The organism is Pacificispira sp. (genome assembly GCF_965228185.1).
GTDB lineage: Bacteria > Pseudomonadota > Alphaproteobacteria > UBA8366 > Aestuariispiraceae > Pacificispira.
Window position 1 is genome coordinate 354683 of record NZ_CBDDHE010000006.1, and the last position, 23552, is coordinate 378234.

Here is a 23552-nt window from a genome sequence, read left to right on the forward strand (position 1 = left end):
AGCCCCACCCAACCAAGAGGATATCTCGATGAACTACCTTTGCCTTTGCTACTATGACGTCGAGAAGTTCGCCGCGATGACCCCGGAGGACATGGGAGAGATGATCGAAATCTGTCGCCCCCATGACGCGGCGTTGCGCGCCAGCGGCCATCTGAAATTCGTCGGCTCGCTGGGCATGCCGCATGAAAGCCATACCCTGCGCAGCACCGGCGGCACCGTCGTTTCCGAGGACAAGCCCTTTGACGATACGAAGTTTCCGATCGGCGCGTTCTTCATGATCGAGGCGGACGATATGGAACAGGCGAAATCGGTCGCGGCACTGCATCCGGGGGCTCATCTCAGCCACATACTCGACGGCGGCATCGAAATCCGGCCGGTCGGCCAGTGTCATACTCTAGGACAGTAAGGTGAGCTGCGCGCGGGCGGCCCGAAACGCGGCCGTCCGCGTATCCTCGTCGCGCGAGGCCCCTTCCAGATAATAGAAGGTCAGGTCGCGCAAGCCGATGGTCGCGAAGACCGCCGTCAGATAGGGCGTCAGAAAATCCGGCTGCCGGGCGCGGTCGCCCACAATTCGGCCACCGGCGGACACCACGATATGGACCGGCCGGTCCGGCAACAGCCCCACCTTGCCGACGGGCGTGCTCTCGAATGTGCGCCCGATACGCACGACCTGATCGATCCAGGCCTTCAGGACCGCCGGGACGGTGTAGTTGTGCATCGGGGTTGCGATCAGGATCCGCCGCGCGGATTCGACTTCCCCGATCAGCTTCTCGGATTCCCGAAGGGTCTTCGTAGCGCTGGCCACAGTTGCGACGGGGAACAGGTTCATGTCCCGGGTGAAACCGTGGTCGATGAAGCTGGGCGGAGTCGCCGCCAGATCGCGATACACCTGCCAGGCACCCGGTTCCAGGACCGACAGTTTCGCGGCCACTTCATCCGCGAACCGGCTGCTGTTGGCGTCTCGGCCCTTCGGCGAACAATCCAGGCGCAATATCGTATCGGCTGGACCAGCCATGGGTGTTTTTCCTTCATCGGGCAAAAAGGGCGCCCCCGGCATTAGGTGTTTCCGGGGGCGCGGATTACGGTCGAGGGGTCAGAACATCGCCAGCTTGCCGGCGAAAACCATCATCAGCGTGCCGCAGACCCGGTCGATCGGACGGCGCAGCGCCAGATAGCCCTTCTTCACCGCCGGGCGGGAAAACAGGCACGCGGCCAGGCCATAGACCAAGAGGCCATCCACCGCGACGACCGCCAGGGCGGACAGGCGCAGTTCCAGGGACGCGTCCGCCGGAACGAACAGGACGAAGATCGTCGCGAAATAGGTCAGCGATTTCGGGTTCAGGATCCCGGTCGCGAAGCCGCGCAGGATGGCTTTGCGGGTGGCGTGCGGATCGACCTCCACGCCTTCTTCCACCATCAGACCGGCCGGACTGCGCCACAGGCGGATGCCGATATAGACCAGGAACAGGGCGCCGGCGATTTGCATGCCGGTCTGCAGGGAGGGCATGACCTCGAACAGGGCGGTCAAGCCCAGCAGCGCGATGCAGGCCCAGACCAGACTGGCGGCAAGCAGACCATAGCCGGTCAACAAGGCCCGTCCGCGCCCATGGCCAACGGCGGTCTGGCTGACCAGAAGAATGTTCGGGCCGGGGCTGGCGATGGACAGGAGATCAATGGCCGCGAGGGACAGAAGCAGCATCCAGGTCGACATGATTTCATCCTCCATGAAGGGGTCGGTTCACGCCGAACGGCGGCCGAACAGGGTTGCGGTTTCGGTGTCGGACAGGGGATTGCGCGTCGGCGCATAGACATCGGCGACGCCGTCATAGGCGCGGATTGTCGCCGGGCGCGCGGCCACGGCGTCGAACCAGCGCGACAGGTTCGGAAAGTCCGACAAGGTTTGAAGATGCCCTGCATGGGGCACGATCCAGGGATAGCAGGCGATATCCGCGATGGAATAATCGCCGGCGATGAAGGCGCGATCCGCCAGGCGACGGTCCAGCACGCCATAAAGCCGTGCCACCTCCTGCCGGTAGCGGTCGATGGCGAAGGGAACGCGCTCCACCGCATAGACATTGAAGTAACCGATCTGCCCAGCCATCGGCCCCAGCCCGGCGCATTGCCAGAACAGCCATTGCAGCATCGTGTTCCGGTCACGCGGATGGCGCGGCAGCAGCTGATCCGTCTTTTCCGCCAGATACAGCAGCATGGCGCCGGATTCGAACATCGGCACCGGACCGCCGCCATCCGCGGGGTCGTGGTCGACCAGCGCGGGGATCTTGTTGTTGGGAGCGATCGCCAAGAATTCCGGTGCGAATTGTTCCCCCTGGCTGAGGCGGATTGTCACGATCCGGTGCGGCAGTCCGACCTCCTCCAGAAACATCTTCAGCTTCTGGCCGTTCGGTGTCGGGGCGTAATACAGGTCGATCATCTCAATCCTCCCGTTTGCGGGATACGCCAGCAGGCGCGTTTCGTTGCCCGGAAGAATGATCCGATCTATGGTCCTTTATAAGAACCAGGACTGACTAATTTTATGGAACCAATTTTCGAATTTCCGATAGAACTGCCCCCGGCCGGATCACGCGATCTGGTCCGGTCGCTGCATCAGCAACTGCGTGACGCCATCCTGGACGGACGGCTGAAGCCGGATCTGCGACTACCGCCGACACGCGCCCTGGCGGAGGGGCTCGGCGTATCGCGGAACACCGCCGTCGCCGTCTACGACATGTTGTTGAGCGAAGGGTATGTGGAAGGCCGTGCCGGGTCGGGAACCTATGTCGCGGATGTCCGTCCGCGCCTGGAACGACCGAAGGCACCGGACCGGAAGCCGGAGGACGATACCCGTCTGGCGCCTTTCTGGCGCGGAAAGCCGCCCCCCGAATTTTCGCCGAACGCCCGTCCTCCCGCCTTCGATTTTCTAAGCGGCTATCCCGACACGACGGAATTTCCCTTCGATATCTGGAACCGCCTGTCCAGACGGGCAGCCCGCGCCCTGGCGCGCCAACCGGCCGAAGCAGGCAACCCGGCGGGCGAGCCCGGATTGCGCGACGCCATCGCCAATCACATTTCCTTCGCCCGGGCCGTTGCCTGTTCCGGCGACGATATCGTCGTGACGGCCGGTGCGCGCCAGGCTTTTGACCTGCTGGCGCGCGTTCTGGTGACGCCCGGGCAGACCGAAGTCGCCTTGGAAGATCCGGGCTATGCGCCGACCCGCAACGCCTTCGCCGCGGCGGGTGCGCGGATCGCGCCGATCCCGGTCGACGAGGACGGCCTGATCGTTGAGCGCATTCCCGCCAGCGTCCGGGTCGTCTGTGTGACCCCGTCGCACCAGTTTCCAATGGGCGTGACGTTGAGCGCGAAGCGGCGCGCCGCCCTGTTGGATTTTGCCGAGACGTTCGGCGCGTCGATCATCGAAGACGATTACGACAGCGAGTTCCGGTTGGGCGGCCGGCCGTTGGATGCCTTGCAGACATTGGACCGAAACGGCCGCGTCTTCTATGTCGGGACATTCTCGAAAAGCATGTTTCCGGCGCTGCGCATGGGCTTCGTCACGGTGCCCGACTGGGCCAAACCGGCCGTGACCGGCGCGCGGCACCTCACCGACTGGCATGCCCCTTCGCTGACGCAGCAGGCATTGACCGATTTCATCACCGAAGGCCATCTGGCCCGGCATGTCCGCAAGATGCGCCGGGCATACGCCGCCCGCCACGAAACCCTGACGGCGGCCCTTTCGCATTTTCACGGCGACCGGTTGCGGGTCCTGGAGGCCCATGCCGGCGTCCATCTTTCCGCCATCACCGACAGTGGACAGGAGGCAGAGGCGATATCCCGCCGGGCGGCGGAACGGTCAATCAGACTCGATACGTTGGGCGCCTATTCCCAGCGCTGCGACGCCCCCACAGGGCTGGTCTTCGGCTATGGATTGATCCGGCGCGAACGGATCGAGGAAGCCGTCGCCCGCCTTGCCTAGTGCCGACCGGCGCGGCGCAACAGGTCGAGAACCTCTTCCGGGTCGATCGCCTTGCAGATACCCCCCAGCGGCCGGGCCAGAGGCACATCTTCCGCCATGAACATCGCGTTCAGGACGCTTTCCTCCACCGATTCCACAGCGGCCATATAGACCGGGTCGAGGCATTCGTCGCTGAGCGCGATGGATTGGCGCCAGGCGGCACCCGACAATTGCGGCATCGGTCCGGCATTGGCGGTGCTGAAGGCGAGGAACAGATCCCCGGAATTGTTGCCCCCGGGCGTGCCTCCCCGGCCGATTCCGATGGTCGCCCGCCGTGCCAATCGGTCCAACTGTCCCGGCGTCATCGGCAGGTCGGTCGCCAAGATACAAACGATGGAGCCCAGTTCCGCCGGGCGGTCTGGAATGCGGTCCGCCATCATATCCGCGCCGACCGGCACGCCCAGTACGGTCAGCCACGGGCGGATGCCGTGATTGGCCTGGACCAGCGCCGCAACTGTGAAACGCTGTCCGTCGATTTCCAGAACCCGCGACGCCGTCCCGGTCCCGCCCTTGAATTCATAGCAGATCATCCCGGCACCGCCGCCGGTATTGCCCTCCGCCACCGGGCCGGACGCCGCCGACCGGATCGCCGCCAGCGCATGATCGTCGGTCACATGCAGCCCGTTGATGTCGTTCAGGACGCCGTCATAGGTTTCCGCCACCACCGGCATGGCCCAAAGATGGTTGTCGCGCCATGGCTCGGCATAGTGTTCCAGCATCCATCGCGTCGCCCCGTGATGGGCCATGCCGACGCCATGGCTGTTGGTCAGCAGGATCGGCCCGACGAACCATCCCGCATCGCGAATCCAGTGCGTTCCGGTCATCTCGCCATTGCCGTTCAGCGTATGCTGACCGGCCCAGACGGGAATCGGCTGCTCGGCAAAGCCGCGCGGCAGGATTGCCGTAACGCCAGTCTGCACCGGCAGGTCACCGGTTTGCAGAGACCGGTCGGCATGGGACGACAGGGTATGGCTGCCGACCAACACACCGGGCACATCGGTGATTGCGTTCAGGGGGCCGGGCGTTCCGGGCATGGGCAGGCCGAGCGCGCGGGCCCGTTTCCGCGCCTTGAGCGTTTCCGTCATTGTTATTTCTTTCTGGCTCGCAGATAGAGACCGATCGAGGCGATCACGATGGAGAACAGAAGCATGATCGTCGCGATCGCGTTGATCTCCGGTTTGATGCCCCGCCGCAACATCCCGTAGATGAAAACCGGCAAGGTCGTGCTGTCGACGCCGGCGATGAAATAGGTGATCACCAGATCGTCCATCGAAATGATGAAGGCCAGCAGGGCCCCGCCGATCACACCGGGCAGGATCATCGGCAGGGTCACCCGACGGAAGGTCGTCCAGCCGTCGGCGCCGAGATCGGCCGATGCCTCCTCCAAGCTTTCGTCCATATCCGCAATCCGCGCGGAAACGACGACGAAGACATAGGAAGTCAGGAAGGTGCAATGGCCGATGATGATGGTCAGCAGCGACAGTTTCACGCCCAGGCTGACGAAGAAGATCAGCAGCGCGATGCCCAGCACGATGTCCGGCATGATCATGGGCAGGAACATCAGGGCGCGATAGAAGCCCTGCAATCGGAAGCGGAATCGCGCCACGGCGACCGCGACCGCTGTTCCGAACACGGTCGACACCGCCGTCGTGATCAATGCCACGAGCAGACTGTTCTTCACCGCCGAATAAAGTTGGTCCGAGGATTCGATATAGAGGGCGGATTCCGTCAGCTTGTTCGAGAGCCCGAAGATCGTCCGGTACCAATCGAAGGTGAACCCTTCCCAGATCATCATATTGACCGGGTTGGCGTTGAACGAAAAAACGACGATCAACAGGATCGGGGCGTAGATGAAGGCGAAGAAGAAATAGCCGTAGATCGACAGGCCGTTCACCCGCCGCAGCAGTTTCAGCAGACGTCCCGTCATCACGCCGCCTCCTTGACCGCCGGGGCGGTTTCCGCCTCACGGGACGCCAGCCGGACATAATAGAGAAGCAGCAGCAGGATTGCGGCCATGACCATCATCGCCAACGCCGACCCGAAAGGCCAATTCCTCGCCGACAGGAATTGCTGTTCGATCAGGTTCCCGATCATGACGACCTTGGCCCCGCCCAGCAGCGACGGGACGATGAAGTTCCCCAGCGATGGGATGAAGACGATGATCGATCCGCCAACAATCCCCGGCAGCGTCATCGGCAGAACGATCCGTCGGAAGGTCTGAAACCGCGTCGCGCCCAGATCGGCGGAGGCCTCGATCAGGCTCATATCCAGCTTCTCGACCGACGCGTAGAGCGGCAGGAACATGAAGGGGATGAAGACATAGACCATGGCGATGATGACCGCCGTGTCGGTATAGATGATCTCCAAGGGCTCCCCGATCAGGCCGATCCCCATCAAGGCCTGATTGAGAAACCCGGTCGGACGCAGGATCAGGACCCAGGCGAACAACCGGACAATCAGGCTGACGAAAAAAGGCAGCGTGATCAGGAACAGGAACAGGTTCTTCTGTGTTTCCGGCAAGCGGCTGACCCAGAAGGCGGCGGGATAGCACACGATCAGCGACAGGATCACCGTCACTGCCGCAAGCTGAACCGAATGCAGGAAGATGCGGATATAGACCGGGTCGAACCGCTCGTATTTGGTATCCGCCCAGCCCAGAATCTGACCGTAATTTAGATCGAAGAACCGCCAGACGACGCCGCCGTAAAGCCCCGGCTCCAGAAAGCTGTAGACCAGCATGATGGTCAGCGGACCCAGGAAGAACACCGCGAGGAAGATCGTCGGAACCGACAGCAGACCGACCAAGGTCGCCCTTCGGCGCTGACCGCGGGACCGGAACAGATTCATATACGCGACCCCTCCACCAGATGCAGCGCGTCCTGCGCGACACAAAGGTCGATTTCCGACCCCGGCGCGGGATGGGTGCCGCGCCCGGCCCGGATCGTCGCCTTGATCCCGGGAAGGCCCGGCGCATCGACGACGACACGATAATCCGATCCGACGAAGAAGACCTGCGAAACCGTGCCCCGCAAGGCGAGATCGCGCCCGGCCTCCCCGGTGCCGAGCCGGACATCCTCCGGCCGGACGAGCAGCGTGACCGCCCGGCCAGGGGGCGAATCCCGGCCCGGAACGGTCACGCTGTGCCCGCCCTCCAGAGAGATCCGGCACTGCCCGTCCTGGGCCTCCGCGATCCGGCCGGAGAACAGATTGCCTTCGCCCAGGAAACGGGCCACGAAGTCACTGATCGGGCGGTGATAGAGGTCTTCCGGCGTGCCCAATTGTTCGATCTTGCCATGCCCCAGGACCGCGATGCGGTCCGACATGGTCAGGGCCTCCTCCTGGTCATGGGTGACGAAGACGAAGGCAATGCCGATCTCGCTCTGAATGGATTTCAATTCGAACTGCATCCGCTGACGCAGATTCTTGTCCAGCGCCGATAGCGGCTCATCCAGCAGCAGGATCTTCGGCCGCGCCACCAGAGACCGGGCCAACGCCACGCGCTGTTGCTGGCCGCCGGAAAGCTGGCGGATCTTGCGGGCGCCGTAGCCGTCTAGGCCGACCAGTTCCAGCATTTCTCCGACGCGCTTGTTTATCGACGGTTTGTCGACCCCGGCGATCTCCAGGCTGTAGGCCACATTGCGCGCGACGCTGAGATGCGGGAACAGGGCGTAGCGCTGAAACACCGTGTTCACAGGCCGCCGGTGGGCCGGCAGGCCCGCGACCGACGTCCCATCGATCCGGATATCGCCGGAATCGAGGTCTTCAAAGCCGCTGATGGCGCGCAGCAGCGTGGTCTTGCCGCAGCCGGACGGTCCCAACAATGTCAGGAACTCATTCGGTGCGACGGTCAGGGATACGTCGTCCAAGGCGGTGATCCAGCCGCCTTCCGGGGCTGCGAACCGTTTCGACGCGTGCAGGATGTCGAGCATCGCTCAGGCTCCCAATCCGAAAAAGCACCCCGGCCGGCCCGCGTGTATTCGGGACCGACCGGGGTGACAGGGACGTTACTGGGCGGTCTTGATGCGGGTCCATTCCCGGTTATAGAGCTGAAGGTCCCGGCCCAGATCCTTGAATATCTGAAGCTTCGCGAGAACATCCTTCGGCGGATAGATCGTCTCGTTATCCGCGATTTCGGCCGGGATCAGGTCCTGCGCGGGCACGTTCGGAGTACCGTTCATCTGCTGCGAGACGTTCAGCGCCGCGATTTCCGGCCGCAGATAGAATTCCAGGAACTTGATGGCGTTTTCCTTATTCGGCGCGCTGTCCAGAACGCAGATATCTTCCTGATACATCGTCGCCCCCTCTTCCGGGATGACATATTCCAGAATGTCGGGGTTCTGTTGCACGAAGATGTTCGCGCCGACATACCAATGCGCGGCAGCAACGTCGCCGGACTGGACCAGCGGGATCACGTCATAGCTGAAGGCGGATACGTTATCGACGCGGTCCAGGATGTATTGGGCGGCGGCCTCGACCTCGGCCTCGTCGGCGGAGTTGACCGACGTACCGTTCATGATGTGGCCGATGCCAATCGTCTCGCGCAGATCGTCCAGCAGGATGATCTTCTTGCCGCCTTCGGCCAGGGCGAACAGGTCCTGCCAGCTGTTCACGTCGCCGGCCACCTGCTTGTTGAAGACGATCCCGACGCTGCCCCAGGCATAGGGTAGACAGTATTCCGCATTGGGGTCGGTTTCGGCGCGGATGAAATCCGGGTCGATATTCTTGAAATCCGGATGCTGGCCGATATCGGTCTTCGCCAGCAGGCCGAGCTGATACATGATGTCGTGCATGTGGACGGACGGGAAAACGATGTCGTATCCGGTCGCCCCGGCCTGGATCTTGGCCAGCATTTCCTCGTTGGAACCGTATGTGTCCAGCGACACCTCAACACCGAATTCCTCGCTGAACCGGGTCAGTACTTCCGGGTTGATGTAGTCTCCCCAGTTATAAAGGTGCAATTCACCGTCGGCCGATGCGGCGGGCGGCAGCAGGGCGCAGCCGGCCGCGACCAGCACTGCCTGCGAAACATGTTTGAGCTTCATTTTGTAAGCCTCCTGTCGGTCTGCGTTCCGGACCGTCGGTGCGGCCCGTTATCTTGTTGCATTGCACAGGGTGATATAAATATAACATTATCGTCTATTGTTATTTTTCTAACATTCTCAAGGCAAGTGCATGCGATCCGGTTTTGCGTCCTATCCCCAGGTCAATTTCGAAGATCTGATTCAGCAGATCGAAACCTCATTGCCCTCCCTGCCGCGCCAGGAGGCGAAGCTGGCGCAGTTCATGCTGTTGAACCTGAACACGCTGGGGCTGGAAACCGGCAAGTCCCTGGCCGAAAAGGTCGGCGTGCCGGAAGTCACGGTCGGGCGGCTGCTGCGGCGGCTGGGCTGCAACGGCATGAAGGAATTGAAGGAATTGCTGCGCCAGCGCTATTCCGTCGCCGGCGAGATGCCCGATCCGCGCGGCGATGTACGCCCGGCCTGGGAGAAAACGATGGAGGCGGAAACCGCCATCGTCGCGGCGATCTTCCATCAGACGACCAGTCCCGATTGGGTGCGGGCGGCGAAAATGCTGACGGAGACGGACCGCGTCTTCGTCACCGGTTTTCAGTCGGTACGCGGTCTGGCGGAAGATTTCGCCCGGCGCCTGTCGCTTGCCCGGCCTTCGGTGCAATACCTGTCCCCCCATGACGGCATGCTGGGTGAATGGTTGGTTCCCAACGATCCGGCGTCGGAATCCTCCTGCCTCGTCCTGGTCGACGTCGTGCCCTATGCGGCGGAATCGGAAAGCCTGGCCAAGCTCGCGAAGAAGCAGGGCCGATCCTGCATCGTCCTGTCCGACGAATATTGCCATTGGAGCCGCGATGTCGCGGATTCCGCACTCTATGCCCCGTCCAATACCGGCCTGTTTCTGGAATCGACGGTCGGGCTTAATCTCGCGCTCAGCCTATTGGTGGATTCGGTCGCCGAATCCGATCCGGAAAACTCCCAGGCCCGTCTGGTGCAATGGAAGAAGACGTCGCGGCGGATGCGGTTGTTCTGACCCGGATCAGTCCAGTTCGAACGCGTCCTTGTAGTCCCGTTTCAGCGACGGGTCCTGGTCCGGCTTGCGCAGCAGGCAATTGCCGACGGCCAGCATGTCCAGTTCCGTCCCCATGAAACAGTGGAACGCATCTTCCGGCGTGCAGACGATGGGCTCTCCGCGCACATTGAACGACGTGTTCACCAGGATCGGACAGCCGGTACGTTCCTTGAACGCGGAAATCAACGCATGGAACCGCGGATTGGTTTCCCGATGCACGGTTTGAAGCCGCGCGGAATAGTCGACATGGGTCACGGCCGGAATGTCGGAACGCGGGACGTTCAGCTTCTCTATCCCGAACAGCGCCTTCTGCTCTTCGGTCATGGCGATACGCCGATCCTCGCGCACATCGGCCACCATCAGCATGTAAGGGCTTTCGCGGTCGTGGTCGAACCAGTCGGACACATCCTCGGCCAGCACCGCCGGGGCGAAGGGACGGAAGCTCTCGCGGTACTTGACCTTCAGGTTCAGCGTCTTCTGCATGGCCGGGGACCGCGGATCGGCGATGATCGACCGGCCGCCCAACGCCCGCGGCCCGAATTCCATCCGCCCCTGGAACCAGCCCACGGCCTGTTCCGACGATAGCCCGTCGGCGAGCTGTTCGATCAGCGCATCGTCCGACAGCGTCTCGAACTTCGCCCCGGCCGCAGTCAGGCGCGCCTCGATATCGGCCTGATCGTAGGATGGGCCCAGATAGGAACCACGCATGGAATCCTGCGCATTGGGAATTTTGCGCTCATTGCCCAGATGCCAGTGATGCGCCGTCAGCGCCGCCCCCAGCGATCCGCCCGCATCACCGGCGGCCGGCTGCACCCAGATATTGTCGAAGGCCCCGTCGCGCAGGATCTTGCCGTTGGCGACGCAGTTCAGCGCCACCCCGCCCGCCAGGCAGAGATTGCGCAGGCCGGTCTGTTCCCGCGCCGAACGCGCCAGGCGCAACATGACCTCCTCCGTCACCGCCTGAATCGACGCCGCCAGGTCCATATGGCGCTGATCCAACGGCGCTTCGGCGGCACGCGGCTTCATGCCGAACAAGTCGTCGAACTTCTTCGACGTCATGGTCAGGCCGCCGCAATAGTCGAAATACTTCATATCCAGCCGGAAACTGCCGTCCCGCTTCAGATCCATCAGATTGTCCAGGATGGTCTGAGCATAGCGCGGCTCGCCATAGGGCGCGAGGCCCATCACCTTGTATTCGCCGGAATTGACCTTGAACCCGGTGAAATAGGTGAAGGCGGAATACAGCAGGCCGATGGAATGCGGGAAGTGGATTTCCTTCAGGATCTCCAGGCTTTTGCCGCGTCCGACCGACAGGCTGGTCGTCGCCCATTCGCCGACCCCGTCGGCGGTCAGGACCACCGCCTCTTCATAAGGCGACGGATAAAAGGCGCTTGCCGCATGGGACTGATGGTGTTCGGAGAACAGGATCTTCTCTTCCGGCACCAGAATGCCGCCAAGCGCTTTCAACTCGTCGCGCAGCAGCTTCTTCTGGAACAGCTTCTCATTGACCCATACCGGCAGGGCCATGGCGAAGCTGCGGAACCCCTTCGGCGCGATGGCCAGATAGGTTTCCAGCAGGCGTTCGAACTTGATGAAGGGCTTGTCGTAGAAGGCGACATAGTCGACGTCGGACAGGCTCGCGCCCGCCGCCTCCAGGCAATAGGCCACGGCATTCTTCGGGAAGCCGGAATCGTGCTTCACCCGGGTAAACCGCTCTTCCTGCGCCGCCGCGACGATTTCCCCATCCCGCAGGATGGCGGCGGCGCTGTCGTGATAGAAGGCGGAAATCCCGAGGATCAGCATCGCGCGCGCCGGATCAGAAGATCGTATAGATGAACGGCGCGACAGCGGAACCCTTGGCCAGCACGATCAGTCCGCCGAAGATCAGCACGACCAGCAGGAACGGGAACAGCCAGAATTTCTTGCGCGCCATCATGAAGCGCCAAAGTTCCTTCAGAAACGACATGTCAGAATTCCTCCGGCAGAAATGCGTTAAAATTGATTAGACATCGTATCCGGCGCGGGACCGGGCGGATCGCGGTCGATCCAATAGCTGTCGGCCGACGGATCGAGTTTGGTGCGCAGAGGGTCGAACCCGAACAGGCGCATGACCACGCCCATCGGCGTGCAGACCAGGAAGAAGATCGCGCCCAGGATGATGGGGTTGGTAACCTTATGCAGCAGCAATCCGAACCGGGTCCAGACCCAGTTCATCGGCGCCAGGACTCTCGGGAAGATCAACGCTGCGGCCAGGAAGGCGGCGGAGGCACAGCCCAGGCCGAAGGCCCATTCCGTTCGGTCGAAATACCATTGCGCGGCGGCGATCAACCCGAAGACGACGGCGAAGACGATCCCAAAAGACCGGTCGCTGGCCGTTTTTTGCACCCCGTGGTCGCGGAAACTCTCGTGGACGCCACTCATCGCGCTTTATCGTCCAATCCTGATTGGTCCGGCGCGGCACGCATCCAGAAAACCGCCCCCCGGTTGTCTGCCCCGCGCCCCCTAAATAGTTCGTAGCGCGCCCCCCTGTCAATGTGAGCGGAAAGCCGCTTTCCCAAGCGTTTCGAGGCGCAAACCGGACCACGGGAGAGGACCGATTTGCTTCCATCCTTCAGCCACCCCATAGTGAATGACAGGAGGAGGCCAAAGGCGGGTAAGAAATGGCGCGGCACCCATGACGCTTGACGCTAAACGACTGACAAACTGGCGATATTGGCGTTGCCCCATGGATGCCGATCCAGCCCATTTTGGCCGATTCCGCGACATTGTGCGGACATGGCAAAGCAAACGCGCCCAGAATGAGGGCGGCCCAGGCCGGCGGGACTTCGATTTTTTCGAGTTCAGAGGCTGGTGGGGCAAGGTATCCATTGCCCGGATCGAAACCGACCCTTTCGACGTCCGATTCGTGCTTTGGGGCACAAGACTGGTCGACTGGTGGGGCGTCGACTACACCAACAAGCGGCTGGGCGAGGCGTCGATCACGCCGGAGGCCTGGACAATGGTGGAGGGCCGCTACTTCCAGACGATGCATCGCGATCCCTTCATCGGCATCGTCTGCGGATATCTGGATCAGTACAAACGCCCCCATCTGAAGATCCTCGGCGTCGACCTGCCGCTATTCGAGGATGGGGCGCTGTCCCACGTCCTGTCGATCCACATGGAGATCGGCCTGGACGACGAACCGCCGGACATTCTGGAGGGCCTGGCGTTGGAGGAGTTTCTGTGACCGGACGCAGTCGCCTGCCCGGTGGACATGGGACACGCAACGGGGCACATTCGGCGGCAGCAAGCGCCCCCGCCGACTGGAACCTTGAATGACGAGCGCCCCGCACATGTCGACCGTTCTGGTAACCGGCGCCGCCGGGTTCATCGGGTCGGCCTTCGTCAGAACATTGCTGAACCGGGGCTGTCCGGTCATTTCGGTGGACAAGCTGTCCTATGCGGCCGATCTGCGGCGCCTGTCGGATCTACCGAGCGGCGCCCGTCACCGTTTCGTGGAGGCCGGCGTAGAAGACGGTGCAACCATGCGTGCGCTGCTGGAGGACGAGAAGCCCCGCGCGATCGTCCATTTCGCCGCCGAATCCCATGTCGACCGCTCCATCGACGCCCCCCGCGCCTTTGTGGAAAACAACACCGTTGGCACGTTCGAACTGCTGGACGCCTGTCTGGGATATTTCCGCGACGGTCTGACGGCGGATCAGCGCCGGGATTTTCGGTTCCTGCATGTCTCCACCGACGAGGTCTATGGCGCCGCCGGAGAGCGGGCCTTTACCGAGGCGGATGCATTCCTGCCGAACTCTCCCTACGCGGCGTCGAAGGCGGCGGCGGAAGCCTTCGTGCGCGCCTATTTCCAAACCTACGGTCTACCGACCGTGGTCGCGCGCCCGGCCAATACCTACGGCCCCTGGCAATTTCCCGAAAAGCTGATCCCGTTGATGATCGCCCGCGCGCTGGACGGACAGAGTCTCCCGGTCTATGGCGACGGAAAGCAACGCCGGGAATGGCTGTATCTGGACGATCATTGCGCCGGGATCGCCGCGGTTCTCGACCGGGGCGAGCCGGGCAAGGCCTACAATCTCGCCGGTTATGAAGAGGCGGAGAATCTGAGCGTCGTAACAACGATCTGCGCCGAGTTGGACCGTCTGCGGCCGGCGGCGGGCGGGCGCGGCTATGCCGGTCAGATCCGGCATGTGGCGGACCGGCCCGGTCATGACCGCCGGTATGCGATCGATCCGGCGCTCACCGCCCGTGAACTGGGTTGGCGGGCGTCGGAACCGTTGCAAGCCGGACTGCGCCGGACGGTGGCCTGGTATCTCGAAAATGAAGCCTGGTGGCGCGACGTGATGGCATCCCGCTATGACGGCGAACGCCTGGGCGCGGCGGAATAGGGTAGAACATGACCACCGCACGCAAGGGAATCGTATTGTCCGGCGGGTCGGGGACACGGCTCTACCCGATGACGCGTGTGCTCAGCAAACAGCTTCTGCCGATCTACGACAAACCGATGATCTTCTATCCGGTCTCGATCCTGATGCTGGCGGGTATCCGGGAAATCCTGATCATCTCAACCCCGCGCGACCTGCCGAAATTCCGGGAATTGTTTGGAACCGGCGCTGAACTGGGACTAACCTTCGACTATGCCGAACAGGCCAAGCCGGAAGGGATTGCCCAGGCATTGACCATCGCCGAACCCTTCCTGGACGGCGCGCCATCGGCCCTGATCCTGGGTGACAATCTGTTCTTCGGACAGGGATTGAGCGGCCTTCTGCAGGAAACCAATGCCCAGCGGGACGGGGCCAGCATCTTCGCCTATCCGGTCGCCGATCCCGGGCGCTACGGCGTGGTGGAAATGGACGAGAACGGCACCGCCCTGTCGTTGGAAGAAAAACCACAGCAGCCGAAATCCAATCTCGCGGTCACCGGCCTTTACTTCTATGACGCATCCGCCCCGGCACTGGCCCGGCAGTTGGTCCCGTCGCCCCGCGGGGAACTGGAAATCACGGATCTGAACCGCCTCTACCTGCGCGACGGTCGCCTTCGGGTCCGGCAGTTCGGCCGGGGTACGGCGTGGCTGGACACCGGCACACCGGACGCCCTTCAGGACGCCGCCGAATTCATCGCCGCGATCGAACGCCGCCAGGGTTTGAAAGTCGCCTGCCTGGAGGAGATCGCGTTGCGCCAGGGATGGATCGGCGCGGCGGAGATCACCCGGCTGGCCGACGGCTATGCCGGGTCCGACTATGCCGGCTATCTGCGCCGCCTGGTCGATGCCAATGGGAGAATTCGGTGAAGGTCACGCGGTTTTCGTCGCTGGACGGCCCCCTGGTGATCGACCATCCGTCCTTTGGAGATCATCGCGGGCGATTCGACATTCCCTGGAATGCCGACGCCTTCGCCGAGATCGGATTCCAGGATCCCTTCCTGCAGGATAATATCGTGCGCTCATCCCGGCGGGTGTTGCGCGGACTTCATTACCAAAACCCGGAAATGCAGGGAAAACTGCTTTGTGTCCTGAACGGCGCGATCCTGGATGTCGCCGTCGATCTGCGCGCAGACAGTCCGACATTGGGCCGGTGGGTTTCGGTGGAACTGAGCGCGCAGACCCCGCAATGCTTCTGGGTTCCGCGCGGCTTCGCCCATGGCTATCAGGCGCTCAGCGACGATACGATCGTCTTCTACAAGGTCGACGGCGCCTATGCCCCACAGCAGGAAGTCTGTATCCGCTGGGACGATTCCGATATCGGGATCGACTGGCCGCTGGCGGACCCGATCATCAGCGACAAGGACCTGAACGGCGTATCCTTCGCCGCCGCGCCGCGCTGCCATATGGCATCATGACCCACGGGCCGGGCTTGATAACCGGCGGCACCGGTCAATTGGGACGGGCGCTGTCCCTGACCGCGCCGCCGGACCGGCGCTACCATGCCCCACCGCGCGACGCGTTCGATCTGGCCCGCCCCGGCGATCTGCCGGCGATCCTCGACCGATTGCGGCCCGCCTGGATCGTCAACGCCGCCGCCTATACGGATGTCGACGCGGCGGAAAAGGACGAGGCAGCGGCGGGCCTTGTCAATGCGGAGGCACCCCGGGTTCTCGCGGCATGGGCCGCAGAGAACGGGGCGCGTCTGATCCATATCTCGACGGATTTCGTTTTCGGCCATGGACCGCATCTGCCGATCCAGCCGGACATGCCGGTCGCGCCGCTCAACGCCTATGGCCGGACCAAGGCGGCAGGTGAGGCCCGGGTGCGGGACGCGATGCCCAATGCGGTGATCCTGCGGACCTCCTATCTTTACGGTCCCGATTTCGGGACGGGTTTCGTCGACCGCATGCTGGCCGCCGCCTTGAAACGGGAGGCGCTGCAGGTCGTTACCGACCAGACCGGCAGCCCGACCGCCGCCCCCGACCTGGCCCGCCTGATCTGGGCCATTCTGGCGCAACCGTTGACCGGCGGCGGAATTCACCATGCGGCCTGCCGGGGTGCGGCGAGCCGCTACGACCTTATTGCAGAAGCATTGGAATTGGCGCGAGGACAAGGCGTGCCGATCCGCTGCGCCCGGCTGGAACCGGTCGCGTCCGACCGTTTTCCCAGCCCGGCCCGGCGGCCGGATTACAGCGCATTGGATTCCTCCGGTTTGGATCAGATCTTCGGCGTCGGCATGCCGGCCTGGCAGCACGCCTTGCGGGATCACGTGACCGCCATCGCGCCTGATCTCCGCCGCCTCGCCGCGAAGGCATAAACGGCGGCGTTTAGACCGGCCCTGCGGGAATGACGCGCTCGTACCGCCAGACATCCAGCGGCACCTCCCCTTCCGGCGTTTTCAGCCGGCTGGTTATCACGCCCACCCGATTCCAACCCTGCTTCTCATAGAACCGTGCCGCGCGGTCATTACCGATGGCGCAGGCCAGCCAGGCCGTTGCCCGTCCGGCGGCCCGGAACCGCTCCTCCGCATCCGCCATCATATAATCGGCCACGCCCCGGCCCCGCGCCGCCGCGGCCAGAAAGAACTGGTTCAACTCGTCGTCCAGGATCATGTGGAATCCGGCGACCCCCGTCTCCAGCTCAACCACCCGCACCTGAGGGAGGCCATCCATCAAACGATCGGCAAAGCTTTCCAGCGTCCGGTTGCGGGCCAGCTTTTCCGGCACCAGCCCGGCATGGCCGTCCTGCCATCCATCGTACCAAATCTGGGCCAGCACCGGCACATCGGCCGGGCAGGCATCCCGCAGCACAGGGGGCATCCGGGCGGTCATTGCGTCAAAAGCGGGTTGGGGTGTTCCGCGTCCAGCCCACCGCTGCCATAGGACCGGGTCAGGACTTCCATGAGATGACCGTCGGGATCGTCGAAATAGACGCCGCGCCCGTCATCCCAGTGATTGATCGCGCCCGGTTGGTTCCGGAACGGATCGGCCCAATAGGACAATCCCCGCGCCGTGATCCGGGCGAAGATTTCATCGAATTCGGGTTCGCTAACCTGAAAGGCGAAGTGACGGGGCGTGATCTCCCCGTCCGTTGTCAAATAATCCAGCGACGTCACCCCGACCTGGACGACGGCGAAATGCGCCAGGGTCCGATGCGGCTGCAGTCCCAGAATTTCGGTCAGGAACGCTGCGCTCGCCTGATTGTCCCGGGCGTGGATGATCGTATGGTTGAACGTGACGGCCATCGACCGGCCTCCCTGCTTTCGCCGCAGCTTCGCGCGGATCTCTCTCGCGGACACGCGGGAGTTTAGCGCCGCCCCTACGGGGCGACAAATCCGATGAATCGCATCTATTCCTCCGCACAATGCGGTTCCAGGGACGCGGTTTCCTCCTCGCCCACGCCCCCTTCCGGTCTCTTCACATAACCCGTGTGACGGGAAGAACGGGGCACAGAACAACGTCATGTCCATGATTTGTTCTCAATCCTTGACTCTGGAATATCAGAAGAACAAGAATGGAGAATGATGAGAACAAAAATGGATCAATCAGAACGTTTTCAACGCGCCCGCGACGCCCTGCGTCAGGTGGAAGCGCAGTGGCGTCCCGATGCCGGCGTAGCCGGGGGGCGGCTCTTTTCCCTGTCGTTCGGACAGGACGCGATAGGCCTGCCCTGGTCCGGGCTGCACCAGATCGAAGGGCCGGCCGGGGATGCCGCCGCGACGGGGTTCGCCCTGACCATGGTCCGCCAGGGTATGCAACGCCATGGCCGGGGGAAGCCGGTTTTCTGGATCACCGCCCCGGGCAGCCTGGATAGCGGCCGTCTGTATCCTCCCGCCCTGCAGCAGGATCAGGCCGCGCGGATGATTTTCATCGACGCGCCCCGGCCGCGTGAAGGGTTCTGGGCCTTTGAGGAAATTCTGCGATCGGCCCAGGCCGACGCCGTCATCGCCGAGTTGCCCCCGCCCGACACCGTCGCGGGGCGCCGCCTGCAACTCGCCGCCGAGGAAGGCGGCAGCCTGGCCATCCTATTGAGTCTGGCCGGGATTGGCGGGGCTGCCGCGCCGCCGACTCCGGCACGCAGCCGATGGTATGTCGCCTCCCGCCCCGGCGGGACGGCGGTCCGTTTGATACGGGGGCAGGGATTATGCCCCGGGGAATGGAGGATCGATCATGACGACGCACCGGTTTCTCTATATTTGGCTGCCACGGTTGGCGACCGATCGCTACATCCGCAAACCGCCGCCTGACCTGGACGCCGACTTGATCCGACAGCCCTTCGCCGTAACGGAGGCGGCGGGCGGCGTGGTCCGGCTTTTGGGCATCAACCGCCCCGGTCTGCAGGCGCGCCTTCATAGCGGCATGCCGTTGGCGGACGCCCGCGCGATCCTGCCCAGTTTGGTTACCCTGCCCGCCCGGCGGGACCAGGACCGCGCGGTACTTCAGACCCTGTCGCGTTGGGCGGACCGGTACAGTCCCTGGGTCGCGGTGGAGCGCCGGACGACAGACATCCCCGATTACGGCGATGGCGGCCTGTGGCTGAACATCACCGGCTGCGCCCATCTGTTCGGCGGCGAGGCGGGTATGGCGGACGCCATCCACCGGCAAGTCACGTCGATGGGGTACGATACCCGTCTGGGCATGGCGGATACGCCGGGCGGGGCCTGGGCGGCCGCGCGTTATCACACCGAAGGGGGGCATATGCCGCCCGGCGGGACCCGGGACGCGGCCGCGGATTTTCCCGTACAGGCCCTGCGCCTTTCGGATAACAGCGCGGACCTGTTGGCCCGGCTGGGATTGCGGCGGATCGCCGATCTGTACCCCCTGCCCCGCGCCAGTCTGATGGCACGCGCCGGCGGCGTCGTGCTGCGCCGACTGGATCAGCTTCTGGGCCGACTGCCCGAACATCTGTCCTACAATCAGCCGCCCCGTCTGCATTCCCTGCGCCGTTCGTGGCCGGAACCGCTGATCGACGGTACGGGTTTGCGCGACAGCACGCGGCATCTGCTGGACCGGCTTTGCGCCCAATTGCGCGAGGAAGGGCTGGGTGTCCGGCAATTGGCGGCACAGTACCGGCGGGTCGATGGCACGATCTGCGCCGTAACCGTCGGCACTAGCCTGCCGACCGCGGCCGCGCCGCATCTCTTCCGATTGCTGGAAGATCGGCTGACCACGGTGGATCCCGGTTTCGGGATCGAGGAGAGCCTGATCTGGGCCCGCAGAGTGGAGCCGCTGAAGACCCGGCAGACCGACCTGGAAAACGATGTCGGCGCGCCGGACAAGCTGGCGCTGGGTGCTTTGATGGACCGGCTTGGCCATCGGTTGAAGGGGCAGGCGGCATACCGGGCCGGAATCCTGCCCGGTCACCGGCCGGACAGGCTGTTCCGCAGATCCGGCATATCGTCCGACGGCGCGGGCGCACCGGATGACCTCCCGCCCCGCCCGCTGCGCTTTTTCACCCGGCCCGAGCCCGTCGACGTGACCTTCTGCCCCGATAGCGGCACGCCGAATGCCATCACATGGCGGCGCATGACCTTCCCGGCAGACAGGATGGAGGGGCCGGAAAGAGTGTGGCCCGAATGGTGGACGGCGCTTGATCGCTCTCCGGTAGAGGGGTTGCGCGACTATTACCAGGTCACGGGACCGAAGGGGCGGCGTCTGTGGTTGTGCCGGGAACGGGCGGCGGGAGACGACCAATGGTCGGTTCAGGGAATCTTTTCATGACTCCGTCTTCCCGCAAACCGGGGCCGGCCTATGCCGAACTGCAGACCGCCACGAATTTCAGCTTCCTGCGCGGTGCGTCCCATGGCGAGGAATTGATGCAGGCCGCCCGGGACAAGGGCCTGCATGCCATTGGCGTGACCGACCGCAACAGTTTCGCCGGCGTGGTGCGCGCCCATATGGCCGCGCAGGACCAGGGCGTCGCCTTCCATCCCGGCGTCCGGCTGGATCTGGCCGACGCCCCGTCGCTTTTATGCTACCCAACGGACCGTGCCGCCTATGGCCGGCTGTGCCGCCTGTTGACCCTCGGCAAGCGCCGGGCGCCGAAGGGGCAATGCGAATTGTATCTGGAAGACGTCGCCGACGCCCGGAAGGGTTCGCTGTTCATCGCGGTTCAGCCGACCCGCCCCTGCCCTGACTTTACCAACCGCCTGCCCGAACTGAAGGGCACGTTCGGGCAAAGCCTGTATCTCGCGGTCGGCCGGTTCTATGACGGGTTCGACCGGGCGCGACTGGACTTCACCGAATGGGTGGAGCGGCAATGGGCCATTCCACCGGTCGTTACCAACGACGTCCATATGCATATCCCGGCCCGCAAGCCGTTGCTGGATACCGTCACCTGCATTCGTGAAGGCTGCCGGCTGGAAAACGCCGGCTTCCGGCTGTTCCCCAACGCGGAACGGCATGTGAAATCGCCGGCGGAGATGGCGGCCCTGTTCCCCGATCATCCGGACTGGCTGGCCCGCACCGTGGAGATCGCCGAGCGCTGCCGGTTCAGCCTGACGGAGTTGCGTTACGAATATCCGGACGAGAATGGCGGCGACGGGGAAAGCCCACCGGACCGGCTTGCCCGACTGACCTGGGACGGCGCGCGCAAACGCTATCCCGACGGCATCCCTCAGAAGGTCCGGGACGGTATCGACAAGGAATTGCGCTTAATTTCCCGGCTACAATTCGAACCCTACTTCCTGACCGTTCACGACATTGTTTCCTTCGCCCGCGGCGAAGGGATTCTGTGCCAGGGGCGAGGCTCCGCGGCGAATTCGACCGTCTGCTATTGTCTGGGCATCACCGAGGTGGATCCCGACACCCATAACCTGCTCTTTGAGCGTTTCGTCAGCGAACAGCGCGGCGAACCGCCGGATATCGATGTCGATTTCGAACATGAACGGCGCGAGGAGGTGATCCAGTATATCTATCGCCGATACGGCCGGGAGCGCGCGGGGCTGACCGCCACCGTCATCTCCTATCGCAGCCGCAGCGCGGTGCGCGAGGTCGGCCGCGTCTTCGGCATCAGCGAGGACAGCTTGGCCAAGCTTGCCCGCACCGTCTGGGGCAGCGGCTCCAGCGGCGTCGACCCGGCGCATGTGCGGGAAGCCGGTCTGGATCCCGACGATCCGCGTCTGAACGCCGTTCTGGGGCTCAGCGCCGAGTTGATCGGCTTTCCCCGGCACCTGTCGCAACATGTCGGCGGCTTCGTCATCACGCGCGGGCCCCTGGTCGAATTGTCGCCCGTCGCCAACGCGGCGATGAAGGACCGCACGACGATCGAATGGGACAAGGACGATATCGACGCCTTGGGCATCCTGAAGGTCGATGTCCTGGGACTCGGCATGCTGACCTGCATCCGCAAGAGCCTTGATCTGCTGCGCTCCCACAAGGGCGTCTCGATGGACATGGCCTCCTTCCGCGCCGCCAACGACTCCGCGACCTATGCCATGCTGCAGAAGGCGGACAGTATCGGTGTCTTCCAGGTCGAATCCCGCGCCCAGATGTCCATGTTGCCGCGCCTGAAGCCGGCGCGGCTCTACGATCTGGTGGTGGAGGTCGCAATCGTCCGGCCCGGCCCGATCCAGGGCGGCATGGTCCATCCCTATCTGAAGCGGCGGCAAGGCAAGGAGCCGATCACCTATCCGTCACCCGCCCTCAGATCGGTGCTGGAGCGGACCTATGGCGTGCCGCTGTTCCAGGAACAGGCTATGCAGATCGCCATTGTCGCCGCCGGCTATACGCCGGAAGAAGCGGACCGTCTGCGCCGCGCCATGGCGACCTTCAAGCGGACCGGGCAGATACAGAACCATCGCGACAAGTTCCTCGCTGGCATGGCAAAGAACAGATACGATCCGGAATTCGCCGAACACTGCTTCAAACAGATCGAGGGTTTCGCCGAATACGGTTTCCCGGAAAGCCACGCCGCCAGCTTCGCGCTGCTGGTCTATGTCTCGGCCTGGCTGAAATGCCACCACCCGGACATTTTCGCCTGCGCCCTGCTGAACAGTCAGCCCATGGGCTTCTACGCCCCGGCCCAGATCGTCCAGGACGCCCGCAACCACGGCGTGACGGTCCGGCCCGTCGACATCAATTACAGCACCTGGGACAATACCCTGGAATCGCCGGATGGAGGCCGCCGCTATGCCTTGCGTCTCGGTTTCCGGCAGATAAGGGGGCTGTCGGACACCGACGCTTTGGCCATCGTCTCCAACCGGCCGAATGGGGGGTATCAGGATCTCTACATGATGGCGCGGCAGGCCGGGCTTTCCCCCGACGTTCTGGAGAAATTGGCCGATGCCGACGCCTTCGCGTCCTTAGGCCTGTCCCGGCGCGAGGCGCTGTGGCGGGCCAAGCGGTTCGGAAGCGGGCGCAAGGCGCCGCCCGACCTGCCGCTGTTCGGCGTTTTGAGCGGCCACACCCATAACCAAGGCGTTTCGGCGGAATTCGGCCCTGAAAGCCCTGTCCTACTGCCCGAAATGAGCTTGGGCGAGGAGGTCGTGATGGATTATTCCAGTTTGCGCCTGTCGTTACACGCGCATCCCATGTCACTGATCCGCGGTCAATTGAACGCAGCCGGCGTGCGCACCGCCCGGGGCTTGCCGGAGGTCGGGGATGGCAAGCCGGTCAGCCATGCCGGGCTGGTCATCGTGCGGCAGCGGCCAAGCACATCGGCGGGCGTTGTCTTCCTGACGATGGAGGACGAGACCGGTCTCGCCAATATCGTCGTCTGGTCCAAGGTGTTCGAGGCCTATCGACGGGTTCTGATGACCGCACCCATTCTCGGCGTAGAGGGCAGCCTGCAAATCGAAGACCGGGTGACCCATGTCGTCGCCGACAAGCTTTTCGACCTGACCGGCCTCCTCGACCACACCATCGGCACCCTCCGCTTCGAACGCCGCAAAGGCGGTCACCCCCGGTCCCTGACCTTGAAAGCCACCCCGGCAAAACCATTCCCCCCAACCACTCTCCACATCCTCGCCCTCTTCACCGGCCCAACCCGACCCAATCCTTTAAAGGTAGACAGCCACAACTTTCACTAATGGTGGAGCAG

Annotated in this window: 24 protein-coding genes; 11 read left to right on the forward strand and 13 right to left on the reverse strand. The window is 63.6% G+C overall.

Translation table 11 applies throughout. The features are described 5' to 3' along the window. Positions 1 to 28 precede the first annotated feature (28 nt). Positions 29 to 406, forward strand: a complete 378-nt coding sequence (locus ACO06O_RS12390; protein WP_421880178.1) for a YciI family protein — start codon at positions 29 to 31, stop codon at positions 404 to 406. Here ACO06O_RS12390 and ACO06O_RS12395 read toward each other — a convergent pair. The 3 genes from ACO06O_RS12395 to ACO06O_RS12405 all read right to left on the reverse strand — a co-directional run bounded on the left by ACO06O_RS12395 (position 395) and on the right by ACO06O_RS12405 (position 2431). Further along, positions 395 to 1015: an FMN-dependent NADH-azoreductase gene (locus ACO06O_RS12395; protein ID WP_421880180.1), complete on the reverse strand. Its 621-nt coding sequence runs from the start codon at positions 1013 to 1015 to the stop codon at positions 395 to 397. The two genes, ACO06O_RS12390 and ACO06O_RS12395, sit on opposite strands and share 12 nt — an antisense overlap. A gap of 78 nt (positions 1016 to 1093) precedes the next feature. Continuing rightward, entirely contained in the window at positions 1094 to 1711 is a 618-nt protein-coding gene (locus tag ACO06O_RS12400; RefSeq protein WP_421880182.1) for a LysE family transporter, read from the reverse strand. Between the two features lie 27 nt (positions 1712 to 1738). Next, the gene (locus ACO06O_RS12405; protein ID WP_421880184.1) at positions 1739 to 2431 is read right to left on the reverse strand and encodes a glutathione S-transferase N-terminal domain-containing protein; all 693 of its coding nucleotides are present in this window, start codon (positions 2429 to 2431) and stop codon (positions 1739 to 1741) included. 102 nt (positions 2432 to 2533) lie between these two features. Here ACO06O_RS12405 and ACO06O_RS12410 point away from each other — a divergent pair, with 102 nt between their 5' ends. After that, positions 2534 to 3970, forward strand: a complete 1437-nt coding sequence (locus tag ACO06O_RS12410) for a PLP-dependent aminotransferase family protein (RefSeq protein ID WP_421880186.1) — start codon at positions 2534 to 2536, stop codon at positions 3968 to 3970. On the opposite strand, the gene ACO06O_RS12415 is transcribed toward ACO06O_RS12410, so the two are convergent. From ACO06O_RS12415 to ACO06O_RS12435, 5 genes are all read right to left on the reverse strand, one after another. Next, complete coding sequence (locus ACO06O_RS12415; RefSeq protein ID WP_421880188.1) at positions 3967 to 5094, reverse strand: P1 family peptidase; 1128 nt, start codon at positions 5092 to 5094, stop codon at positions 3967 to 3969. The two genes, ACO06O_RS12410 and ACO06O_RS12415, sit on opposite strands and share 4 nt — an antisense overlap. Positions 5095 to 5096: 2 nt before the next feature. Continuing rightward, positions 5097 to 5936, reverse strand: a complete 840-nt coding sequence (locus ACO06O_RS12420; protein ID WP_420419937.1) for an ABC transporter permease — start codon at positions 5934 to 5936, stop codon at positions 5097 to 5099. Continuing rightward, positions 5936 to 6856: an ABC transporter permease gene (locus tag ACO06O_RS12425; RefSeq protein ID WP_421880190.1), complete on the reverse strand. Its 921-nt coding sequence runs from the start codon at positions 6854 to 6856 to the stop codon at positions 5936 to 5938. Before ACO06O_RS12425 ends, ACO06O_RS12420 begins: the two co-directional genes overlap by 1 nt. Continuing rightward, entirely contained in the window at positions 6853 to 7938 is a 1086-nt protein-coding gene (locus tag ACO06O_RS12430) for an ABC transporter ATP-binding protein (protein WP_421880192.1), read from the reverse strand. The genes ACO06O_RS12425 and ACO06O_RS12430 overlap by 4 nt, the downstream gene beginning before the upstream one ends. A 75-nt stretch (positions 7939 to 8013) precedes the next feature. Then, the gene (locus ACO06O_RS12435) at positions 8014 to 9051 is read right to left on the reverse strand and encodes an ABC transporter substrate-binding protein (protein ID WP_421880194.1); all 1038 of its coding nucleotides are present in this window, start codon (positions 9049 to 9051) and stop codon (positions 8014 to 8016) included. A gap of 130 nt (positions 9052 to 9181) precedes the next feature. Here ACO06O_RS12435 and ACO06O_RS12440 point away from each other — a divergent pair, with 130 nt between their 5' ends. Continuing rightward, the gene (locus ACO06O_RS12440; protein WP_421880196.1) at positions 9182 to 10051 is read left to right on the forward strand and encodes a MurR/RpiR family transcriptional regulator; all 870 of its coding nucleotides are present in this window, start codon (positions 9182 to 9184) and stop codon (positions 10049 to 10051) included. 6 nt (positions 10052 to 10057) lie between these two features. Here the strand turns inward: ACO06O_RS12440 and ACO06O_RS12445 are convergent, their stop codons facing one another. Genes ACO06O_RS12445 through ACO06O_RS12455 form a run of 3 tightly spaced genes read right to left on the reverse strand, consistent with a single transcriptional unit; the run spans position 10058 to position 12511 of the window. Then, positions 10058 to 11893, reverse strand: a complete 1836-nt coding sequence (locus ACO06O_RS12445; RefSeq protein WP_421880198.1) for a carbamoyltransferase — start codon at positions 11891 to 11893, stop codon at positions 10058 to 10060. Between the two features lie 13 nt (positions 11894 to 11906). After that, a complete protein-coding gene (locus ACO06O_RS12450) occupies positions 11907 to 12056 on the reverse strand; it encodes a DUF5989 family protein (RefSeq protein ID WP_420419931.1) in 150 nt (49 codons plus the stop codon). Between the two features lie 26 nt (positions 12057 to 12082). Then, entirely contained in the window at positions 12083 to 12511 is a 429-nt protein-coding gene (locus ACO06O_RS12455) for an SxtJ family membrane protein (RefSeq protein ID WP_421880200.1), read from the reverse strand. Between the two features lie 304 nt (positions 12512 to 12815). Between ACO06O_RS12455 and ACO06O_RS12460 the strand changes: the two genes are divergently transcribed. The 5 genes from ACO06O_RS12460 (at position 12816) to rfbD (ending at position 16830) form a co-directional block, all read left to right on the forward strand. Then, positions 12816 to 13316, forward strand: a complete 501-nt coding sequence (locus ACO06O_RS12460; protein WP_421880202.1) for a hypothetical protein — start codon at positions 12816 to 12818, stop codon at positions 13314 to 13316. Positions 13317 to 13404: 88 nt separating this feature from the next. Beyond that, on the forward strand, positions 13405 to 14478 hold the full coding sequence (rfbB, locus tag ACO06O_RS12465; protein ID WP_421880204.1) for a dTDP-glucose 4,6-dehydratase: 1074 nt from the start codon (positions 13405 to 13407) through the stop codon (positions 14476 to 14478). An 8-nt stretch (positions 14479 to 14486) separates the two neighbouring features. Beyond that, a complete protein-coding gene (rfbA, locus tag ACO06O_RS12470; protein WP_421880206.1) occupies positions 14487 to 15380 on the forward strand; it encodes a glucose-1-phosphate thymidylyltransferase RfbA in 894 nt (297 codons plus the stop codon). Beyond that, positions 15377 to 15928, forward strand: a complete 552-nt coding sequence (rfbC, locus tag ACO06O_RS12475; RefSeq protein WP_421880208.1) for a dTDP-4-dehydrorhamnose 3,5-epimerase — start codon at positions 15377 to 15379, stop codon at positions 15926 to 15928. The genes rfbA and rfbC overlap by 4 nt, the downstream gene beginning before the upstream one ends. Further along, entirely contained in the window at positions 15925 to 16830 is a 906-nt protein-coding gene (gene rfbD / locus ACO06O_RS12480; protein WP_421880210.1) for a dTDP-4-dehydrorhamnose reductase, read from the forward strand. Before rfbC ends, rfbD begins: the two co-directional genes overlap by 4 nt. 10 nt (positions 16831 to 16840) lie before the next feature. Here the strand turns inward: rfbD and ACO06O_RS12485 are convergent, their stop codons facing one another. Together ACO06O_RS12485 and ACO06O_RS12490 are read right to left on the reverse strand one after the other, a co-directional pair. Continuing rightward, positions 16841 to 17332, reverse strand: a complete 492-nt coding sequence (locus ACO06O_RS12485; protein WP_421880212.1) for a GNAT family N-acetyltransferase — start codon at positions 17330 to 17332, stop codon at positions 16841 to 16843. Between the two features lie 8 nt (positions 17333 to 17340). After that, positions 17341 to 17757, reverse strand: a complete 417-nt coding sequence (locus tag ACO06O_RS12490; RefSeq protein ID WP_421880214.1) for a VOC family protein — start codon at positions 17755 to 17757, stop codon at positions 17341 to 17343. A gap of 291 nt (positions 17758 to 18048) precedes the next feature. Here ACO06O_RS12490 and ACO06O_RS12495 point away from each other — a divergent pair, with 291 nt between their 5' ends. The 3 genes from ACO06O_RS12495 to ACO06O_RS12505 are packed head-to-tail and all read left to right on the forward strand — an operon-like array spanning position 18049 to position 23541. After that, on the forward strand, positions 18049 to 18759 hold the full coding sequence (locus tag ACO06O_RS12495) for an ImuA family protein (RefSeq protein WP_421880216.1): 711 nt from the start codon (positions 18049 to 18051) through the stop codon (positions 18757 to 18759). Beyond that, on the forward strand, positions 18683 to 20233 hold the full coding sequence (locus ACO06O_RS12500) for a Y-family DNA polymerase (protein ID WP_421880218.1): 1551 nt from the start codon (positions 18683 to 18685) through the stop codon (positions 20231 to 20233). Before ACO06O_RS12495 ends, ACO06O_RS12500 begins: the two co-directional genes overlap by 77 nt. Then, complete coding sequence (locus ACO06O_RS12505) at positions 20230 to 23541, forward strand: error-prone DNA polymerase (protein WP_421880220.1); 3312 nt, start codon at positions 20230 to 20232, stop codon at positions 23539 to 23541. Before ACO06O_RS12500 ends, ACO06O_RS12505 begins: the two co-directional genes overlap by 4 nt. Positions 23542 to 23552: the final 11 nt, after the last annotated feature.

Bases quoted from the DNA above. Each gene is read 5' to 3' on its own strand.
- ACO06O_RS12405 (WP_421880184.1), bottom strand. From the start codon at position 2,431: ATGATCGACCTGTATTACGCCCCGACACCGAACGGCCAGAAGCTGAAG.
- ACO06O_RS12415 (WP_421880188.1), bottom strand. From the start codon at position 5,094: ATGACGGAAACGCTCAAGGCGCGGAAACGGGCCCGCGCGCTCGGCCTG.
- ACO06O_RS12395 (WP_421880180.1), bottom strand. From the start codon at position 1,015: ATGGCTGGTCCAGCCGATACGATATTGCGCCTGGATTGTTCGCCGAAG.
- rfbA (WP_421880206.1), top strand. From the start codon at position 14,487: ATGACCACCGCACGCAAGGGAATCGTATTGTCCGGCGGGTCGGGGACA.
- ACO06O_RS12420 (WP_420419937.1), bottom strand. From the start codon at position 5,936: ATGACGGGACGTCTGCTGAAACTGCTGCGGCGGGTGAACGGCCTGTCG.
- ACO06O_RS12490 (WP_421880214.1), bottom strand. From the start codon at position 17,757: ATGGCCGTCACGTTCAACCATACGATCATCCACGCCCGGGACAATCAG.
- ACO06O_RS12495 (WP_421880216.1), top strand. From the start codon at position 18,049: ATGGATCAATCAGAACGTTTTCAACGCGCCCGCGACGCCCTGCGTCAG.
- ACO06O_RS12430 (WP_421880192.1), bottom strand. From the start codon at position 7,938: ATGCTCGACATCCTGCACGCGTCGAAACGGTTCGCAGCCCCGGAAGGC.
- rfbD (WP_421880210.1), top strand. From the start codon at position 15,925: ATGACCCACGGGCCGGGCTTGATAACCGGCGGCACCGGTCAATTGGGA.
- ACO06O_RS12500 (WP_421880218.1), top strand. From the start codon at position 18,683: ATGACGACGCACCGGTTTCTCTATATTTGGCTGCCACGGTTGGCGACC.
- ACO06O_RS12435 (WP_421880194.1), bottom strand. From the start codon at position 9,051: ATGAAGCTCAAACATGTTTCGCAGGCAGTGCTGGTCGCGGCCGGCTGC.
- ACO06O_RS12445 (WP_421880198.1), bottom strand. From the start codon at position 11,893: ATGCTGATCCTCGGGATTTCCGCCTTCTATCACGACAGCGCCGCCGCC.
- ACO06O_RS12390 (WP_421880178.1), top strand. From the start codon at position 29: ATGAACTACCTTTGCCTTTGCTACTATGACGTCGAGAAGTTCGCCGCG.
- rfbB (WP_421880204.1), top strand. From the start codon at position 13,405: ATGACGAGCGCCCCGCACATGTCGACCGTTCTGGTAACCGGCGCCGCC.
- ACO06O_RS12400 (WP_421880182.1), bottom strand. From the start codon at position 1,711: ATGTCGACCTGGATGCTGCTTCTGTCCCTCGCGGCCATTGATCTCCTG.
- ACO06O_RS12450 (WP_420419931.1), bottom strand. From the start codon at position 12,056: ATGTCGTTTCTGAAGGAACTTTGGCGCTTCATGATGGCGCGCAAGAAA.
- ACO06O_RS12460 (WP_421880202.1), top strand. From the start codon at position 12,816: ATGGATGCCGATCCAGCCCATTTTGGCCGATTCCGCGACATTGTGCGG.
- ACO06O_RS12505 (WP_421880220.1), top strand. From the start codon at position 20,230: ATGACTCCGTCTTCCCGCAAACCGGGGCCGGCCTATGCCGAACTGCAG.
- ACO06O_RS12455 (WP_421880200.1), bottom strand. From the start codon at position 12,511: ATGAGTGGCGTCCACGAGAGTTTCCGCGACCACGGGGTGCAAAAAACG.
- ACO06O_RS12410 (WP_421880186.1), top strand. From the start codon at position 2,534: ATGGAACCAATTTTCGAATTTCCGATAGAACTGCCCCCGGCCGGATCA.
- ACO06O_RS12425 (WP_421880190.1), bottom strand. From the start codon at position 6,856: ATGAATCTGTTCCGGTCCCGCGGTCAGCGCCGAAGGGCGACCTTGGTC.
- ACO06O_RS12485 (WP_421880212.1), bottom strand. From the start codon at position 17,332: ATGCCCCCTGTGCTGCGGGATGCCTGCCCGGCCGATGTGCCGGTGCTG.
- ACO06O_RS12440 (WP_421880196.1), top strand. From the start codon at position 9,182: ATGCGATCCGGTTTTGCGTCCTATCCCCAGGTCAATTTCGAAGATCTG.